The organism is Mesorhizobium sp. B2-4-12, assembly GCF_006441575.1.
GTDB lineage: Bacteria > Pseudomonadota > Alphaproteobacteria > Rhizobiales > Rhizobiaceae > Mesorhizobium.
In genome coordinates this window covers 1-17,146 of record NZ_VFVC01000001.1, presented here as the reverse complement: position 1 = coordinate 17,146, position 17,146 = coordinate 1, and the positions used below count along the sequence as shown (strand labels likewise).

Here is a 17,146-nt window from a genome sequence, read left to right as displayed (position 1 = left end):
ACCCGTGATAGACTCAATATCACAAAGATAGTTTCTATCATTTCCTATCAAAATGATGTATCGACGTTGGAAATTGAACGAGGGCGATCATGGCGAAACGACCGACCATATCAGATCTGGCGCGCGTCTCGGGCGTCAGCGTCGCCACGGTGGACCGCGTGCTCAACAACCGCCTGCCGGTGCGCGAGGAAACCGCGCGCCGCGTCTATGAGACCGCGACCGAGATCGGCTACCACGCGGCCGGCCTGATCAAGCAGCGGATGCGCCACGAACTGCCGGAGTACCGGCTCGGCTTTCTGCTTTTGAGGGGCAATGATGTCTTCTACACGGAGTTCGCGCGGCAGCTCGAACTCGCGGTGTCGCAATCGCAGTGCTTCCGCGGCGTCGCGATCATCGATTTCGCCAATTCGCTGACGCCGGACGAGATCGTCGAGCGCACCCGCAAGCTGGCGGCCAAATGCAGGGCCGTCGCACTGGTCGGGCCTGATCACCCGACACTGACGGTAACGGTCGAGGAGATGGAAGCCAGGGGACTGCCGGTCTTTTCATTGCTGTCCGACTTCGCAGCCGGTATCCGCGAGGGCTATGTCGGCCTCGACAACCGCAAGGTTGGCCGTACTGCGGCCTGGATGATCTCGAAGGCGGCGAAGCGGCCGGGCAAGGTCGCGCTGTTCGTCGGCAGCCACCGTTTCCACGGGCATGAGCTGCGCGAGATCGGCTTTCGCTCTTTCTTCCGCGAACAGGCGCCGGACTTCACCCTGCTGGAAACGCTGGTCAATCTCGAGGCCAACCAGATCACACAGGACACGCTGCTCGAGCTTCTTGGCCGCCACCCCGATCTGGTCGGATGCTACGTCGCCGGCGGCGGCATGGAAGGCGCGGTCGCGGCACTGAGACAGGCAAACCCGGCCGAGATGCCGGCGGTCGTCTGCAACGAGATCACGGCGGTCTCGCGTTCGGCCCTGGCCGACGGGATCCTGACGATGGTTATCTCCACGCCGCTGGCCGCACTTTGCCGCGAATTGCTCGACCTCATGGCGCATGCCATCGAAACCGGCGCGGCGAACGCGCCAGGACAGACATTCCTGCCGTTCGATATCTATCTGCCCGAGAATATCTAGCGATTACCTCGACACCCGGCGCATCCCGCCGGCAGGATGAAAGAATCCATCACGGCTGATAGGAGCCGCATCGTCGCGCGGCCGACCGCTTGCCAGATGGCTTTCCCGCATCGACATCAAAATCCCGCGTCCGGATTTGGAATCGCCCTTGACGCCTCGATACGAAATGGAATAAATATTTCACCAACTGCGCATTTTGGTTCTTTCGTTCCGGAACATCTGTTTCAAACGGAGGTTTGGCGTTCCAGCCCGTGCAGGGGAACGCCCTGCGGAACGAAACGATATCAGGGAGAGATTCCCCGGGGAGATCGGGGATTCCGGATAGATCGGTGCAACCGGACACCAAAAGTGGAGGAGAAACACAATGAAGAAACTGCTTTTGGGCGTCGCCTTCGCGGCGCTGATGAGTTCATCCGCCATGGCCGCCAAGATCGGCGTATCGATGGCCAAGTTCGACGACAATTTCCTGACCGTGTTGCGCAACGGCATGATCGCGCAGGCCAAGGGCATGAGCGGTGTCGAACTGCAGGTCGAGGACGCGCAGAACGACGTCGCCAAGCAGCTCGACCAGATCAAGAACTTCGCCGCCTCGGGCGTCGACGCCATCATCGTCAACCCGGTCGACACCTCGGCCACCCAGGCGATGTCGGACGCCGCGGCGGCCGCCAAGGTCCCGCTGGTCTATGTCAATCGCGAGCCGGTCAATGTGAACACGCTGCCGGACAACCAGGCCTTCGTCGCTTCGAACGAAGCCGATTCCGGCACGCTGGAAACCAAGGAAGTCTGCCGCCTGTTCAAGGCAGCCGGCAAGAAGGAAGCCAATGTCTATGTGATCATGGGCGAGCTTTCCAACCAGGCCGCCGTGCAGCGTACCAAGGACATCGAGGAAGTCATCGCCACGCCGGAGTGCAACTTCATCAAGATCATCGACAAGCAGACGTCGAACTGGGATCGCGACCAGGCCCAGAACCTGATGACCAACTGGCTGTCGACCGGCAAGAAGTTCGATGGCGTCATCGCCAACAACGACGAAAGCGCCATCGGTGCCATCCAGGCGATGAAGGCCGGCAACATCGACATGAAAACCGTGATCGTCGGCGGCGTCGACGCCACCCAGGACGCGCTTGTGGCGATGCAGGCGGGCGACCTTGCCGTGACCGTGTTCCAGGACGCTGCCGGCCAGGGCGCTGGCGCGCTGGACGCGGCGCTGAAGCTCGCCAAGGGCGAGAAGGTGGAGCACAAGGTCTACGTCCCGTTCCAGCTGGTTACACCGGCCAACATCGACAAGTTCCTGAAGAAGAACTGAGCGGCGGACATACGGAGCGGCGCTCCCACGCTAAAGGTAGCGCCGCTCTCTTTCTCAGCGTCTGAAAGACGCGAGGACGGCCGTGGCTGACGGAGGATAGAGGATTGGCACAGACATCTCATGGCGTCGGCGGGCTCAGCTATGACGCGAAGAAGCGCACATGGCCGGCCGAATTCAACGTTTTCCTGGCGCTCGTCATTCTCGTCGTCATCTTCGAGGCGATCGGCCGGATCTTTCTCGGCGACAGCTTCCTGTTCAACACGCGCAGCGACGTCAGCGGCATCTTCAACGAGGCGCGCCTGCAGATCATCATCCTGCAAGTGTCGATCGTCGGCATCATCGCCATCGGCGTCACGCAGGTGATCATAACAGGCGGCATCGACCTGTCCTCGGGCTCGATCGTCGGCGCCACCGCAATGATCGCCATGAGCTTCGCCCAGGTGGCGACCGTCAACGGCAACCCCAATCCCAAGGCGATGTTCCTCGCGGAGGGCTGGACCGACCTGCCGGTCATCGTGCCGGTGCTGGTGGCGATCGGCTGCGGCCTGCTTGCCGGCCTGGTCAACGGCGCCTTGATCGCCTACACGCGCATTCCGCCCTTCATCGCCACGCTCGGCATGATGGTGACGGCGCGCGGCATTGCCAAATGGTGGTCCAAGGGCCAGCCGATCTCGTTTCCGACCGACAGTTTCGCGGCAATCGGCAAGGGCTTGATGCCGGTCATCATCTTCATCTCGCTGGCGATCCTGTTCCAGCTCATCTTGACCTACACGAGATACGGCAAGCATTGTTACGCCATCGGCTCCAACGAGGACGCCGCGCGCATGTCCGGCATCAAGATCGCCAATCACAAGATCCTGGTCTATGTCATTGCCGGGATCCTGGCCTCGCTCGCCGCCGTGGTGCTCTCCTCCAAGAACCTCACCGCCCAGTCCGGCATGGGCGTGATGTATGAACTCGACGCCATCGCCATGGCGGTCATCGGCGGCGTTTCGCTGTCGGGCGGGCGCGGTTCCATCGTCGGCACGGTGATCGGATCGCTGATCTTCGGCGTCATCATCTCCGGCTTCACCTTCCTGCGCCTCGACGCCTACTATCAGGAGATGGTCAAGGGCGTGATCATCGTCGGAGCGGTCGTTCTCGACCAGTGGCGCCAACGTATGCGTGCATTGAGGGCTTGACCATGTCAGACATCGTCCTGAAGACCGAAAACCTGACCAAGCGCTATGGCGGCGTGCATGCGCTCGAGGGCGCGAACTTCGAGCTGCGCAAGGGCGAACATGTCGCCATCATGGGCGACAATGGCGCCGGCAAGTCGACCTTCGTGCGCCAGATCACGGCGGTCGAACAGCGCACCAGCGGCAAGATCTGGTTCGACGGCAAGGAAGTGAATTTTACGGGTCCCATCGCGGCACGCGAGGCGGGCATCGAGACCGTATTCCAGAACCTGGCGCTGGCCGACGACCTCGACGTGCCATCGAACCTGTTCCTCGGCCGCGAGAGGGTGCTGTTCAACCTCGGGCCATTCTCGATCCTCGACCGCAAATATATGCGCAAGGCGACCGAGGCGGCTCTGGTTCGCACCGCGGTGAAAATACCCAACCTCTCCAACACCATCCGCCACATGTCGGGCGGCCAGCGCCAGTGCGTGGCGATCGCCAGGACAGCGACTTTCGCTTCCAAGCTGATCATCATGGACGAGCCGACGGCGGCCCTTGGCGTGCAGGAGACGGCGCAGGTCGAAAACATCATCCGGACGCTGAAGGACAATGGCGAGCCGCTGATCCTGATCAGCCACAATATGCGCCAGGTGTTCGACCTTTGCGACCGCATCGTCGTGTTCCGGCGCGGCCGCATCGTGGCCAATCTGCGCAAGGAGAACACCGACGGCCAGGACATCGTGTCCTACATCACCGGCGCCAAGACCGGGGAAGCCGAACTCGCGGCCTAGGGCCGGGCGCGGAGGCGGCGGTCATCGCCTCCCTGTCGATATATCCGGACCGCAAAAATCACCCTGCGCCCGTGACAGGCGCCCCTGCTTCGAACCATCCCCAGAGGAAATATCCATGACTCTCCGCTTCGCCCTCCTCGGTGCCGGCCGCATCGGCAAGGTCCACGCCCGCGCGGTCGGCTCCAATCCACAGGCCAAACTGGTTGCCGTCGCCGATGCCTTCGAGAAGGCGGCGACGGAATTGGCGACCGCCTATGGCGCGGAGGTGCGCACCATCGATGCCATCGAAAAATCCGGCGATATCGACGCCATCGTCATCTGCACGCCGACCGACACCCATGCCGACCTGATCGAGCGCTTCGCCAAGGCCGGCAAGGCGATCTTCTGCGAGAAGCCGATCGATCTGGACGCCAAACGGGTGGAGAAGTGCCTGGCCGTGGTGGACAAGGCCAAGGCGACGCTGATGGTCGGCTTCAACAGGCGGTTCGATCCTCACTTCGCCGCCGTGCGCAAGGCGATCGACGACGGCGCCATCGGCACCGTCGAGATGGTCACGATCACCTCGCGTGACCCCGGTGCACCGCCCATCGATTACATCAAGCGCTCGGGCGGCATTTTCCGCGACATGACCATCCACGATTTCGACATGGCGCGCTTCCTGCTCGGCGAGGAGCCTGTTGCGGTCAGCGCCCACGCCTCGGTGCTCGTGGACAAGAAAATCGGCGAGGCCGGCGATTTCGACTCGGTCAGCGTCATCCTCGAGACGGCTTCCGGCAAGCAGGCCATCATCTCCAACTCGCGCCGCGCCACCTATGGCTACGACCAGCGCATCGAGGTGCATGGTTCGAAGGGCATGGTCGCGGCCGAGAACCAGCGGCCGGTGTCGATCGAACTGGCCAACGACAAGGGCTATACCCGCCCGCCGCTGCACGACTTCTTCATGACGCGCTATCTCGACGCCTATGCCAATGAGATTGCAGCCTTCATCACCGCTGCGACATCGGGCAAGAAAGCGGCTCCGAGCGGAGCGGATGGGCTTGTGGCCTTGAGGCTCGCCGATGCGGCGCTGAAATCGGCGACGTCAGGCAAGACCGTCCGTCTCGACAAGTAACGGAAATCGACCCAAGAAAACAGGAGCAGAGCGATGAGCGCATTCGCCGATCGCAATTCAGAAACACGCGCCATCGTCACCGGCGGCGCGCAAGGCATTGGCTTCGCTGTCGCGGAGGCGCTTGCCGATGAGGGCTGCCGGGCGCTGGCACTCATCGGCCGCTCGCAGGAGAAGGGGGACAAGGCCGTCGCCAGCCTCAAGAAATCCGGCGTCGACGCCATCTTCATCAGCGCCGACGTTGCGAAAGTGGCGGACTGCAAGCGCGCGGTGGCGACCGCGATTTCGCATTTCGGCACAATCAACGCGCTGGTCAACGCCGCCGCCACATCGGCGCGCGGTTCGCTGGTCGAGACTTCAGAGGAGCTTTTCGACCAGATATTCGACACCAACGTGCGGGGACCCTTCTTCCTCATGCAGGGGCTGGTCGCACATCTGCTGGAACGCAAGGCGCCGGGCTCGATCGTCAACGTGCTGTCGATGTCGGCGCATGCCGGCCAGTCGTTCCTGACGCCCTATTCGACCAGCAAGGGCGCGCTGATGACGCTGACCAAGAATGTCGCCAGCTCCTACCGGAAGAACCGCATCCGCTGCAACGCCGTGCTGCCCGGCTGGATGGACACCGAAGGTGAGGCGATCGTGCAGAAAAAATGGCACGACGCGCCGGACGACTGGCTGGAGAAGGCCGAGGCCGCGCAGCCGATGGGCCAGTTGGTGAAGCCGGCCCAGCTTGCCCGGCTGATCACCTATATGCTGAGCCCGCAGGCCGGCGTCATGACCGGCTCGCTGGTCGACTACGACCAGAACATAGCCGGCGTTGTTGGGGAGTAACGGCACCACTACGTCCAGCAGAGCTCGGCCGTTTGTCCGGGCCATCATGGCCGCGTCTCAAAAGCCCTGTTGCCGGAGCATAGGCATTCCCATATAGTCAACATAGTCAGACTAGTCATGGGATTAAAATGCCAGAACCCAAGAAAGACACGAACTGGACGGTCGCCGGGGCAAAAGCCCGGCTATCGGAAGTTATCGAGCGCGCGCAATCTTCGCCGCAGACGATCACCAGAAACGGCAAACCAAGCGTGGTTGTCGTCTCGGCCGAGGAATGGCGGCGCAAGACGGCGCGTAAGGGTACGCTTGCGGAGTTCCTGCTGGACTCGCCGCTGCGCGGCGCCGATCTCGACCTTGAACGTCAACGCGACGAACCGCGTGATCTGCCGCTGTGAAGCTGCTGCTTGATACGAATGTCCTGTCCGAGGTGACGAGGCCGTCGCCGGACGCATCCGTTCTGGAGTGGCTGGACGGGCTGGACGAGGACCGTTCATTCATCAGCGTGGTTTCGATCGCCGAAATCCGGCGCGGCGTCGCCCTTATGGATGAGGGCCGCAAGCGCGAGGTCTTGGCCGAATGGCTCGCTCGGGACCTGCCGCAGCGCTTCGAGCAGAGGGTTTTGCCGGTGCACGAACCGGTCGCCTTGGCCTGGGGCGATCTGATGGGCCTTGCCAAGCGCCGCGGTCGCGGTTTGTCGTCAATGGACGGCCTGATCGCAGCCACCGCGATCGCGCAGAAGCTCGCTTTGGCAACACGCAATGTCAAGGACTTCGAAGGCTTCGGGATCGAACTATTCGATCCCTGGACTCCATGAACCGCTCGTGACGAGAAAAGGTCCCGATGCATCCATACTGGATCACGATAGACGGTCATCTTGGTGTCGGCGTCACCGCGCGATCGGAAGCCGATGCGCTCCAACTCTTCGCGCTCGCCTTTCCGTCCAAACAGGTCATTGGCATCGACATCGTCAAGGACATGGACGATCTCGACCAGAATCACGTCGTGCCCAATATGGTGGCCAACTGGCTTCGGCGTGGCATCTGGTTTCCCCAGGGCCAAGAGCACATTACAGACTGAGACAATTCATCAGTCTCAGCGGTACGTGACAAACAGCCCAGCATCGACTATATGACCCGCATGATCAACCTGACCGCCACGTATTGGTACTTTAGCAGCTCGCTGGCGGCGGGAGGATTGCGCTCGATCTGAAGATTGCAGATCAAACATCCGACAAGCCGCCAGACCTGGCGGCTTTTTTGTTTCAGCCGGCAGGTCTCCCAACCAGGAGCAGAAAGCCGTGTTGACCACCACAGACGACCTTCGGGTCACCGAAATCAGGACACTGAGCACGCCGGACGAGGTGATGGGCGAGATACCGCGCACGCTGACGGCGACGCGCACCGTGGCCACGGCACGCAACGCCGTCCATTCCATCCTCACAGGGGCCGACGATCGACTTGTTGTCATCGTCGGCCCTTGTTCCATCCACGATCCGGTCGCCGCCGTTGACTATGCCAGCCGTCTGGCGGCGCTGCGCGAAGCCCTGGCCGACCGGCTCGAGATCGTCATGCGCGTCTATTTCGAGAAGCCGCGCACGACCGTCGGCTGGAAGGGGCTGATCAACGATCCGGACCTCGACGGCAGCTTCAACATCGAAAAGGGCTTGCGCATGGCGCGCAACGTGCTGTCGGCCGTCAACAATCTCGGCCTGCCGGCGGCGACCGAATTCCTCGACATGACCATCCCGCAATATATCGCCGACCTCGTCGCCTGGGGCGCCATCGGCGCCCGCACGACAGAAAGCCAGATCCATCGCGAACTGGCCTCGGGCCTGTCCTGCCCCGTCGGCTTCAAGAACGGCACCGACGGCAATCTGCGGATCGCCGCCGAGGCGGTGAAATCGGCCGCGCAGCCGCATCATTTCATGGCGGTGACCAAGGGCGGCCGCAGCGCCATAGCGGCGACCAGCGGCAATGAGGATTGCCACGTTATCCTGCGGGGAGGCGTTCAACCCAACTATGACGCTGCGAGCGTCGCGGCCGCCGCCGCGGAACTCGCCCGCATTGGTGTCGCGCCGCGGCTGATGATCGATGTCAGCCACGCCAACTCAGCCAAGAAGCCCGAGAACCAGCCCAAAGTGGCGGCTGACGTGGCGGGCCAGGTGGCGGCAGGCGACGAGCGCATCATCGGCGTCATGATCGAGAGCAATCTCGTCGCCGGTCGGCAGGATGTGGTGGCCGGCAAGCCGCTCGTCTATGGCCAGAGCATCACCGATGGCTGCATCGACTGGGCGACCACCGAGACCGTGCTGCACGGCCTTGCCGGCGCCGTCGAGTGGCGCCGATCGGCACGGCGCGCGATGATGGAGAGCCGGCAGGGAGCCGCGTGATCTGGCAGGCCATGTCTGTATGGAAGGGCGGCGGTCTCCGGATTCGGACCGGTCTCAGGCCGCCTTCAGCCTTGCAATGCCTGGGTTTCGCGGCACCTCGGCCGGAGCGACCGACCTGGCGCCGGTGCGCCGCGCAATCCTCAACGAGCAGAAGCTCGGCCGACAAGCCTGACCGCGCCTGCAGGCGCCTGATCCGCCCGACCCCGCTCAACTCCTACGCTGAAACCGCCAACATCGTCGCCTGGTGTGAACTCCGCCAGGCGATCTGCAATTCCGCAACGATCGCATCGAGGATGCCCCGACCGAGCCGTGGTTCAAAGGCGAAGGCGACGGCTTGCGGCAGGTCTGGGTGAACGGGTGGGAGACGAATACCACCGCTGGTAACTGAGACGTTTGCCGCCGTTCGCGAGTAGCACCGACCGGTGTGCCCAGCGATCAGCACCAACTGATTGATTTGAAATGTCGGCGCTGCCCCTCATCTGCCTGCCGGCATCTTCTCCCCGTGTAGTGACGGGGAGAAGGGAGCGGTTTCGGCCTTGGCGCTTGCCCTGCGGTGCGGGAAACTGGCGAAATCCGTGGCGAAGGCCCGGCAGGGCAATGAGGGACGGCGCCGACGTTAAAGCTAGCAGCGGGCGTGGCATCATATGTGTTCCCCGCTGGATAGCGCTCGATCCTGCCAAGCCGCCGCTACCGCACATCGACCCAGCGCTTCTCCTCGAACGAGCGCGCCATGGCGTGCACGGTGCGCTCGATCTCCAGGCCTTGCGCGAATTCGATGAGCCGCGCCGGCTTGCCGGCGAGCCGCGTCAACAATTCGCGGCACTCGATGATCTTGAGATCGTTGAAGCCGAGGCCATGACCGGGCGCCGGCACAAAGGCGTCGTACGGCTTGTGGTGCGGCGCCACCAGGATGGTGCGATAACCCTGTTCGGTCGGGCGGTCCGATGTGAGGTAAAGCTGGAATTCGTTCATCCGCTCCTGATCGAAGAGTATCGAGCCCTTGGAGCCAAAAATCTGGACGGCGATGCGGCCCTTGCGGCCCCAGGCTGAGCGGTTGACCTGGAGCGTGCCGGCAATGCCGTTTTCCAGATGCATCAGCACGCTGGCGATGTCGTAGGTTTCGACCGCGCGGCGCCCGCCGGCCGCCAGCTTGCGGTCGGCATAGGGCTTGGCCATGTCGCAGATGACGCTGGCGACGCGGCCGAACAGGGCCGAGACCAGCGACAGCGGATGCACGGCGAAATCGTCGAGCGCGCCATAGCCGGAAGCGGCCTCGTGCTTCCAGAAGAACAGCGCCTCGGGATCGGCCATGAAATCCTCGTCCATCTCGATACGCAGATAGTTGACCTCGCCGATGATCTTTTCCTCGAGCAGCGCGCCGATGTGGCGGATGGCCGGGCTCTGGATGTAGTTGTAGCCAAGGGCCGCGACCTTGCCTGATTTCTTGGCCGCGGCGGCCATCGCCTCGGCTTCGGCAAAGTTCGGCGCCATCGGCTTTTCGCACCACAGATGCTTGCCGGCTTCGAGGATGGCGATGGCCATTTCCGGATGGAACTGGTTGGGCGTGGTCAGCGAGACGATATCGACCTCCGGGTCGTTGATCACGGCGCGCCAGTCGCCGGACGCCTTGGCGAAGCCGAACTCGTCGGCCTTGCGCCTGGCGAGATCCTCGTTGACCTCGCCGAGATGGACCAGCCGCGGCTTGGCAACGTCGGGAAAGACTGCGCCGACAGCGCTCCACGCGATGGCGTGGCATTTGCCCATGAAGCCCGTGCCGATAAGACCTACGCCGACCATCCGCGATTTCTCCACTGCTTGAAGCGCCGATTGGATGAATTAATCCATTTTCTTCGGGAATGGAATGTCTGCCTCATTTTTTATGGCGTTCTTGCACAAGCTCGCTATGATGAGGCAGAGAGGACGCTTCACGGATGAGCTTGAACGGGCCGACGATGGACGAACTGGTACCTCGCGACTTCGAGACGCTGCGCGCCACTATCCTGGATCGGCGCGAGAACCTGCCCAAGCGCATCGCCCAGATCGCCGCCTATGCGCTCGACAATCCGGACGACATCGCCTTCGGCACCGCTGCAAGCATCGCCGCCTCGGCCGGCGTGCAGCCTTCGACCCTGATCCGTTTCGCCCAGCAGCTCGGCTTCGACGGCTTCACCAGCCTGCAGCAGGTGTTTCGCGAGCGGCTGCGCGAGCGCAATTCTTCCTATGACGAGCGGTTGCAGGCGCTGCGGGCCAAGGCTGACGCCGGCGCCGGCCACCGGGCGATCTTCGACGGCTTCGTCGCCGCCGCCAGCACCTCGCTCAACGATATTTCGCGCACGCTGGACGACGCGCATCTGGAAGACGCTATTTCCTTGCTGGCGAAGGCGCAGACCATCTATGTACTGGCCAAGCGGCGCTCCTACCCGGTGGCGACCTACATCGCCTACGCGCTGGGCAAGCTGAAGATCCGCAACCAGCTGATCGAATCGGCCGCCGGCCTGAACGCCGAGATGGTCGGCTTCGCGACGCCGGCGGACGCCGTCATCGCCATCAGCTTCTCGCCCTACGCACCGGCCACAATCGAGGAAGCACGCAGCATTTCGGAACAGGGCGTGCCGATCGTCGCCATCACCGACAGCTCTTTTTCGCCGCTTGCCCAGTTCGCCAGGGTCTGGTTCGAGGTTGCCGAGGCGGACTTCGCTGGCTTCCGCTCGCTGTCGGCAACGATGGCGCTGGCCATGGCTCTGACCGTCGGGGTCGGCGAGAAGCGGCGCGACGCAAGCCGCAAGCGAAGAACCTGAATTTGACCCCGAGAAGGCTTGGGCGAGACCGGAAATCGGACACCGCCCATCGCTTCCCGCCTTCGGTCCGGGATCATGGCCGCGCAGTTTTCAGTACGGGAATGCTCATTCCATATTGACTATGGATTGGAATTATTATTTCATATTGCCGGCGCCACGCTGCCGCTCGCGCGTGTTATCCAAACAATGTTGTCCATGACAACAAGCCCGACGGGAGGTTCCAATGAGCGAAGCCGTGGACGCGAAACAGGCGCCGCTCGACGTCATCACCATCGGTCGTGCTTCCGTCGACCTCTATGGCCAGCAGATCGGCTCGCGGCTGGAAGACATCACTTCGTTCGCCAAGTCGGTCGGCGGCTGCCCGGCCAACATTTCGGTCGGCACGGCGAGGCTCGGCCTGCGTTCGGCGCTGCTGACGCGCGTCGGCGACGAGCAGATGGGCCGCTTCATCCGCGAACAGCTCAAGCGCGAAGGCGTCAACGTCGACGGTCTGAAGACCGACAAGGAACGGCTGACCGCCCTGGTGCTGCTCTCGGTCGAGAGCGAAGGCGTTTCGCCGATGATCTTCTACCGCACCGACTGCGCCGACATGGCGTTGGCGCCGGAAGACATCGACGAGGCTTTCATCGCCTCGGCGCGCTCGATAGTGGTCACCGGCACGCATTTTTCGCGCCCCAACAGCGACGCCGCCCAGCGCAAGGCGATCCGCATCATGAAGGCCAAGGGCGGCAAGGTTGTCTTCGACATCGACTATCGCCCGAATTTATGGGGCCTCGCCGGCCATGCCGAGGGCTTCGAGCGCTATGTGAAGTCGGACCGGGTCTCGGCCCAGTTGAAGACGGTGCTGCCCGATTGCGACCTCATCGTCGGCACTGAGGAAGAGATCATGATCGCCTCTGGCGCCGACGACTGCCTGAGCGCGCTGAAGACGATCCGCTCACTGTCCTCCGCCACCATCGTGCTCAAGCGCGGCGCCATGGGCTGCATCGTCTATGACGGGCCGATCAGCGACGATCTCGAGGACGGCGTCGTCGGCAAGGGTTTCCCGATCGAGATCTACAATGTGCTGGGCGCAGGCGACGCCTTCATGTCCGGCTTGCTGCGCGGCTGGCTCGGCGGCGAAAACCTGGAAACAGCGGCGACCTGGGCCAATGCCTGCGGCGCCTTCGCCGTTTCGCGGCTGCTTTGCGCACCGGAATATCCAACCTTCGAGGAGCTGCAGTTCTTTCTGAAGAACGGCAGCAGGCACCGGGCTCTGCGCAAGGACGAGGCGATCAACCACATCCATTGGGCGACCACGCGCCGGCGCGAGATCCCTTCGCTGATGGCGCTCGCCTGCGACCATCGCGTGCAGCTCGAGGACGTCGCGGCCAAGGCCGGCGCCGATCCTGCGCGCATCCGCGATTTCAAGGTGCTGGCCGTCAAGGCGGCGGCGAAGGTTGCCGCCGGCCGCGACGGCTACGGCATGCTGATCGACGAGAAACATGGCCGCGAGGCGATGTTCGAATTCGCCCGCCATCCCTTCGCCTGGCTTGGACGCCCGGTGGAACTGCCGGGATCGCGGCCGCTGCGCTTCGAGTTCTCGCAGGACATCGGCTCGCAGCTTGCCGAATGGCCTGTCGATCACTGCATCAAGTGCCTGTGCTTCTACCATCCCGACGATCCGGCGGCCTTGAAGGAAGAACAACAGCAGAAGCTGCGCGCGCTATTCGAGGCCGCGCGCAAGGTCGGCCGCGAATTGCTGGTCGAAATCATTGCCGGGAAGCACGGCAAGCTCGACGACACGACCATCCCGCGCGCGTTGGAGGAGCTTTACGCGCTCGGTATCAAGCCTGACTGGTGGAAGCTCGAGCCGCAGGCCTCGGCCGGCGCCTGGGCCAGGATCGAGGCTGTCATCCTGAAACATGATCCCTGGTGCCGGGGCATCGTGCTGCTTGGGCTCGAGGCGCCGCAGGACGAGCTGGAAGCCGCTTTCGCCGCCACGGCCAAGGCGCCGATCGTCAAGGGTTTTGCCGTTGGCCGCACAATCTTCGTCCACGCCGCCGAAGAGTGGCTCGCCGGCAGGATGTCCGATGACGAGGCCGTCGCCGACATGGCGTCGCGCTTCGAGCAACTGACCGAAGCGTGGCTTGCCGCGCGCGGCCGCAAGGCAGCATAACAGGCGCGGCACAAGGACTGCGAAGGAAAAGACCATGAGCAAGACAATCCGCCTGACGATGGCGCAGGCGTTGACCCGCTTCCTGTCCCACCAGATGACCGAGATCGACGGAAAAAAAATGCCGATCTTCGGCGGTGTCTGGGCGATCTTCGGCCATGGCAATGTCGCCGGCATCGGCGAGGCGCTCTACCAGGTGCGCGACGACTTGCCGACTTTTCGCGCCCACAACGAACAGGCGATGGCGCATGCGGCGATCGCTTATGCCAAGGCCAATTTCCGCCGCCGCTTCATGGCCGCGACCTCTTCGATCGGGCCGGGCGCGCTCAACATGGTGACGGCGGCCGCACTCGCCCATGTCAACCGCTTGCCGGTTCTGTTCCTGCCTGGCGATGTCTTCGCCAACCGCATTCCCGATCCGGTGCTGCAGCAGGCCGAGGATTTTTCCGACGGCACCGCGACCGTCAACGACTGTTTCCGTCCGGTCTCGCGCTATTTCGACCGCATCACGCGGCCAGAGCAGATCATCCCGGCGTTGAGCCGCGCGATGCAGGTGCTGACCGATCCGGCCGATTGCGGGCCGGTGACGCTGTCGCTGTGCCAGGATGTGCAGGCCGAGGCCTATGACTATCCGGATAGCTTCTTCGTCGAACGGGTCTGGCATCAGCGCCGGCCGCGTCCGGATCGCGGCGAGCTTGCCGCGGCCGTCGCAACACTCAAGGGCGCGAAGAAGCCGCTGATCATCGCCGGTGGCGGCGTCCTCTATTCGCAGGCATCGGATGAGTTGGCCAGATTCGCCGGGGGTGCCGGCATTCCGGTCTGCGAGACGCAAGGCGGCAAGTCCTCGCTGCCGGACGGTCATCCGCTCAATATGGCGGCGGTCGGCGTCACCGGCACTTCGGCCGCCAACCGGCTGGCTGAGGAAGCCGATGTGGTGCTGGCCATCGGCACGCGGCTGCAGGATTTCACCACCGGCTCTTGGGCGCTGTTCAAGAACTCCGGCAAGACCATCATCGGGCTCAACGTGCAGCCTTTCGATGCCGGCAAGCACCGCGCGCTGCCGCTGGTCGCCGATGCGGCCGAGGGTCTCGCCGAACTCGGCGCCGCGCTGAAGGGCTGGAAGGCGCCCGCCGTCTGGACCGAGAATGCGGCCAAGGGCAAGAAGATCTGGCAGTCCGACGCGGCCAAGGTGACGGCGTCGACCAACGTCGCTTTCCCCTCCGACGCGCAGGTGATCGGCGCCGTGCAGCGGGCCATGGGCTCCGGCGTGACCCTGCTGCATGCGGCCGGCGGCCTGCCGGGAGAACTGCACAAGCTCTGGCAGGCCGGCACGCCCGGCTCCTACCATGCCGAATACGGCTTCTCGACCATGGGCTACGAGATAGCCGGCGGGCTTGGCGCCAAGATGGCGAAGCCGGACGAAGAGGTCGTCGTCATGATCGGCGACGGCTCCTACCTGATGCTCAATTCCGAGATCGCCACCTCGGTGATGCTCGGTTTGAAGCTGACCATCGTGCTGCTCGACAACAGGGGTTTCGGCTGCATCAACCGGCTGCAGATGGCAACCGGCGGCGCCAACTTCAACAATCTGCTGAAAGACTCGCGCCACGAGATCCTGCCCGATGTCGACTTTGCCGCGCATGCGGCGAGCATGGGGGCGATTGCCGATAAGGTGCCGTCGATCGCCGAGCTGGAAAACGCGCTGCGGAAGGCGAAGACAAACGACCGCACCACCGTGCTGGTCATCGACACCGACCCGCTGGTCTCGACCGATGCCGGCGGCCACTGGTGGGACGTGGCGGTGCCGGAAGTCTCCGCGCGGCCACAAGTGAACGCGGCACGCAAGGCCTATGACGAGAAGCGGCAGATGCAGAGTGTCGGTGACTAATGTCAGCGCCGCCCCTCACCCTTACCCTCTCCCCATAAGAACGGGGAGAGGGGTCGCCAGCGTCGTGATCAGCCCCTTACCCGTCCCTATACGGGGAGAAGGTGCCGGCAGGCGGATGAGGGGCGGCACTGACGGCCAAAGAATGAGCTGTTTTGAAACTGGAGTGACGACTTGAAAGCCAAACTGGGCATGTCCCCCATTGCATGGTGGAACGACGATCTTGCCGAACTCAGCGATGATGTGTCGCTGGAGGAGTGCCTGCGCCAGTCGCGTTCGGCTGGCTTCACCGGCATGGAGATGGGCCGGCGTTTTCCCAACGATCCCGCTGTCATGCTGCCGATCCTGAAGGCGGCCGACGTGACGCTGTGCGGCGGCTGGTTCTCGGGCACGCTGGTCGATGAGGACATGGCCAAGAACAAGGATCGCATCCAGCCGATGATCGACCTGTTCAAGGCGGTCAATGCGCCCTGCATCGTCTATGGCGAGGTCGGCCGCTCGATCCAGGGCGACCGTTCCAAGCCGCTTGCCACCAAGCCGAAACTCACCAGCGACGAGATGAAGGCGTATGGCCGGCGCCTGACCGAGTTCGGCGAATGGTGTGCCGAACAAGGCATGCCGCTGTCCTACCACCATCATATGGCGGCGGTGGTCGAGACCGAGCCGGAGCTCGACGCCTTCATGCGCCATTCCGGCGAAGGCATTCCGCTGCTGCTCGATGCCGGCCATCTGGCCTTTGCCGGCGGCGATGTGCTGCGCGCCATCGACAACCACCACAGGCGCATCAACCATGTCCACGTGAAGGATGTGCGCATGGGCGTGATCGACAAGCTCGACCGTACGAAGCAATCCTTCCTCGACGCCGTGGCGCTCGGCGCCTTCACGGTGCCGGGCGATGGCTCGCTGGATTTCGGCGCCATCGTGCAGCGCTTCGCCGATCATGGTTATGAGGGCTGGTTCGTGGTGGAGGCCGAGCAGGATCCGAAAAAGAACCCGCCGCTCAGGATGGCGCAGGTCGGCCACAAGGAACTGATGCGGGTGATGACGGCCGCCGGCTACACGGTCGAAACGCAAGGTTTTCCGCATGCCTGACGCGAGGGTTCCCTGCGAGGCGGGTTGCTATAGATTGGGCTGATGAAAGATTCCGAACATCCCTTCTTCCGACCACTTTGGCGGCGCGTCGCCGTCGTCGCGGTCTGCGTCCTCTGGTCGGTCATCGAGTTCGCCACCGGCACGCCGTTCTGGGGCGTCATCGCGCTCGGCTTTGCCGGCTATGGCGTCTGGCAGTTTTTTTACCTCTACAAGCCGGCCGACGAGAGCAAGGCAACGGCCGAGCCCGAAGCGAAGGAGTGACTGATCCTATGCGTTGGCGATTAGCTTGGCCTTCGCAAATCTTCGGCCGGCGCCCTTCCAACTTCGTCATCCTAGGGCGAAGCAGGAGCGAAGCTCCGTCGCGGAGACCCTGGGATCCATGCCGTTACCTCGGCCGAAGGGCACAGCGGAGCGGAATTCTGCACCGTCACACCAGCTTCAAAGTCTTGGCATGGATCCTAGGGTCTGCGCTGCGTCGCTACGCTCCTTGCTGCGCCCTAGGATGACGAAGTT

The 17,146-nt window shown here is 63.4% G+C and carries 16 protein-coding genes and 1 pseudogene; 16 read left to right on the top strand and 1 reads right to left on the bottom strand.

Annotated features, from left to right (window positions below; genetic code table 11):
- Positions 1-89 precede the first annotated feature (89 nt).
- The 11 genes and pseudogenes from FJ934_RS00085 to FJ934_RS28255 form a co-directional block, all read left to right on the top strand.
- Positions 90-1,121, top strand: coding sequence for a LacI family DNA-binding transcriptional regulator (locus tag FJ934_RS00085; protein ID WP_140606628.1), 1,032 nt, complete (start codon positions 90-92; stop codon positions 1,119-1,121).
- A 364-nt stretch (positions 1,122-1,485) separates the two neighbouring features.
- Entirely contained in the window at positions 1,486-2,427 is a 942-nt protein-coding gene (locus tag FJ934_RS00080) for a sugar ABC transporter substrate-binding protein (RefSeq protein ID WP_140606627.1), read from the top strand.
- A 104-nt stretch (positions 2,428-2,531) separates the two neighbouring features.
- Entirely contained in the window at positions 2,532-3,608 is a 1,077-nt protein-coding gene (locus tag FJ934_RS00075; protein WP_140606626.1) for an ABC transporter permease, read from the top strand.
- Positions 3,609-3,610: 2 nt separating this feature from the next.
- The gene (locus tag FJ934_RS00070) at positions 3,611-4,378 is read left to right on the top strand and encodes an ATP-binding cassette domain-containing protein (RefSeq protein WP_140606625.1); all 768 of its coding nucleotides are present in this window, start codon (positions 3,611-3,613) and stop codon (positions 4,376-4,378) included.
- Positions 4,379-4,493: 115 nt separating this feature from the next.
- The gene (iolG, locus tag FJ934_RS00065) at positions 4,494-5,489 is read left to right on the top strand and encodes an inositol 2-dehydrogenase (protein ID WP_140606624.1); all 996 of its coding nucleotides are present in this window, start codon (positions 4,494-4,496) and stop codon (positions 5,487-5,489) included.
- 33 nt (positions 5,490-5,522) lie between these two features.
- The gene (locus FJ934_RS00060; RefSeq protein WP_140606623.1) at positions 5,523-6,317 is read left to right on the top strand and encodes an SDR family oxidoreductase; all 795 of its coding nucleotides are present in this window, start codon (positions 5,523-5,525) and stop codon (positions 6,315-6,317) included.
- 128 nt (positions 6,318-6,445) lie between these two features.
- The gene (locus FJ934_RS00055; protein ID WP_140606622.1) at positions 6,446-6,709 is read left to right on the top strand and encodes a type II toxin-antitoxin system Phd/YefM family antitoxin; all 264 of its coding nucleotides are present in this window, start codon (positions 6,446-6,448) and stop codon (positions 6,707-6,709) included.
- The gene (locus FJ934_RS00050; RefSeq protein ID WP_140606621.1) at positions 6,706-7,128 is read left to right on the top strand and encodes a type II toxin-antitoxin system VapC family toxin; all 423 of its coding nucleotides are present in this window, start codon (positions 6,706-6,708) and stop codon (positions 7,126-7,128) included. Before FJ934_RS00055 ends, FJ934_RS00050 begins: the two co-directional genes overlap by 4 nt.
- Before the next feature lie 26 nt (positions 7,129-7,154).
- On the top strand, positions 7,155-7,391 hold the full coding sequence (locus tag FJ934_RS00045; RefSeq protein ID WP_140606620.1) for a hypothetical protein: 237 nt from the start codon (positions 7,155-7,157) through the stop codon (positions 7,389-7,391).
- Positions 7,392-7,611: 220 nt separating this feature from the next.
- Positions 7,612-8,703 (top strand): 3-deoxy-7-phosphoheptulonate synthase, encoded by a 1,092-nt coding sequence (locus FJ934_RS00040; protein WP_140606619.1) that lies wholly within the window; start codon positions 7,612-7,614, stop codon positions 8,701-8,703.
- 97 nt (positions 8,704-8,800) lie between these two features.
- Positions 8,801-9,091, top strand: a pseudogene (locus FJ934_RS28255) (WYL domain-containing protein); the annotation flags it as partial.
- A 299-nt stretch (positions 9,092-9,390) separates the two neighbouring features.
- Here FJ934_RS28255 and FJ934_RS00030 read toward each other — a convergent pair.
- Positions 9,391-10,500, bottom strand: coding sequence for a Gfo/Idh/MocA family oxidoreductase (locus FJ934_RS00030; RefSeq protein ID WP_140606618.1), 1,110 nt, complete (start codon positions 10,498-10,500; stop codon positions 9,391-9,393).
- Positions 10,501-10,655: 155 nt separating this feature from the next.
- Here FJ934_RS00030 and FJ934_RS00025 point away from each other — a divergent pair, with 155 nt between their 5' ends.
- The 5 genes from FJ934_RS00025 (at position 10,656) to FJ934_RS00005 (ending at position 16,894) form a co-directional block, all read left to right on the top strand.
- Positions 10,656-11,501: a MurR/RpiR family transcriptional regulator gene (locus FJ934_RS00025; protein ID WP_181165466.1), complete on the top strand. Its 846-nt coding sequence runs from the start codon at positions 10,656-10,658 to the stop codon at positions 11,499-11,501.
- Between the two features lie 223 nt (positions 11,502-11,724).
- Positions 11,725-13,659: a 5-dehydro-2-deoxygluconokinase gene (iolC, locus tag FJ934_RS00020; RefSeq protein WP_140606616.1), complete on the top strand. Its 1,935-nt coding sequence runs from the start codon at positions 11,725-11,727 to the stop codon at positions 13,657-13,659.
- A gap of 34 nt (positions 13,660-13,693) precedes the next feature.
- Positions 13,694-15,544, top strand: a complete 1,851-nt coding sequence (iolD, locus tag FJ934_RS00015) for a 3D-(3,5/4)-trihydroxycyclohexane-1,2-dione acylhydrolase (decyclizing) (protein ID WP_140606615.1) — start codon at positions 13,694-13,696, stop codon at positions 15,542-15,544.
- A 171-nt stretch (positions 15,545-15,715) separates the two neighbouring features.
- Positions 15,716-16,633 carry a myo-inosose-2 dehydratase gene (gene iolE, locus FJ934_RS00010; protein WP_140606614.1) on the top strand — a complete coding sequence of 306 codons (918 nt, stop codon included), beginning with the start codon at positions 15,716-15,718 and terminating at the stop codon, positions 16,631-16,633.
- Positions 16,634-16,675: 42 nt separating this feature from the next.
- Positions 16,676-16,894, top strand: a complete 219-nt coding sequence (locus FJ934_RS00005) for a DUF3329 domain-containing protein (protein ID WP_140606613.1) — start codon at positions 16,676-16,678, stop codon at positions 16,892-16,894.
- Positions 16,895-17,146: the final 252 nt, after the last annotated feature.

What these genes read in the sequence shown, in the direction of transcription:
- FJ934_RS00070 (WP_140606625.1), top strand. Translation starts at nt 3,611, where the DNA reads ATGTCAGACATCGTCCTGAAGACCGAAAACCTGACCAAGCGCTATGGC.
- FJ934_RS00055 (WP_140606622.1), top strand. Translation starts at nt 6,446, where the DNA reads ATGCCAGAACCCAAGAAAGACACGAACTGGACGGTCGCCGGGGCAAAA.
- iolC (WP_140606616.1), top strand. Translation starts at nt 11,725, where the DNA reads ATGAGCGAAGCCGTGGACGCGAAACAGGCGCCGCTCGACGTCATCACC.
- FJ934_RS00045 (WP_140606620.1), top strand. Translation starts at nt 7,155, where the DNA reads ATGCATCCATACTGGATCACGATAGACGGTCATCTTGGTGTCGGCGTC.
- iolD (WP_140606615.1), top strand. Translation starts at nt 13,694, where the DNA reads ATGAGCAAGACAATCCGCCTGACGATGGCGCAGGCGTTGACCCGCTTC.
- FJ934_RS00085 (WP_140606628.1), top strand. Translation starts at nt 90, where the DNA reads ATGGCGAAACGACCGACCATATCAGATCTGGCGCGCGTCTCGGGCGTC.
- FJ934_RS00005 (WP_140606613.1), top strand. Translation starts at nt 16,676, where the DNA reads ATGAAAGATTCCGAACATCCCTTCTTCCGACCACTTTGGCGGCGCGTC.
- FJ934_RS00025 (WP_181165466.1), top strand. Translation starts at nt 10,656, where the DNA reads ATGGACGAACTGGTACCTCGCGACTTCGAGACGCTGCGCGCCACTATC.
- iolG (WP_140606624.1), top strand. Translation starts at nt 4,494, where the DNA reads ATGACTCTCCGCTTCGCCCTCCTCGGTGCCGGCCGCATCGGCAAGGTC.
- FJ934_RS00060 (WP_140606623.1), top strand. Translation starts at nt 5,523, where the DNA reads ATGAGCGCATTCGCCGATCGCAATTCAGAAACACGCGCCATCGTCACC.
- FJ934_RS00030 (WP_140606618.1), bottom strand. Translation starts at nt 10,500, where the DNA reads ATGGTCGGCGTAGGTCTTATCGGCACGGGCTTCATGGGCAAATGCCAC.
- FJ934_RS00080 (WP_140606627.1), top strand. Translation starts at nt 1,486, where the DNA reads ATGAAGAAACTGCTTTTGGGCGTCGCCTTCGCGGCGCTGATGAGTTCA.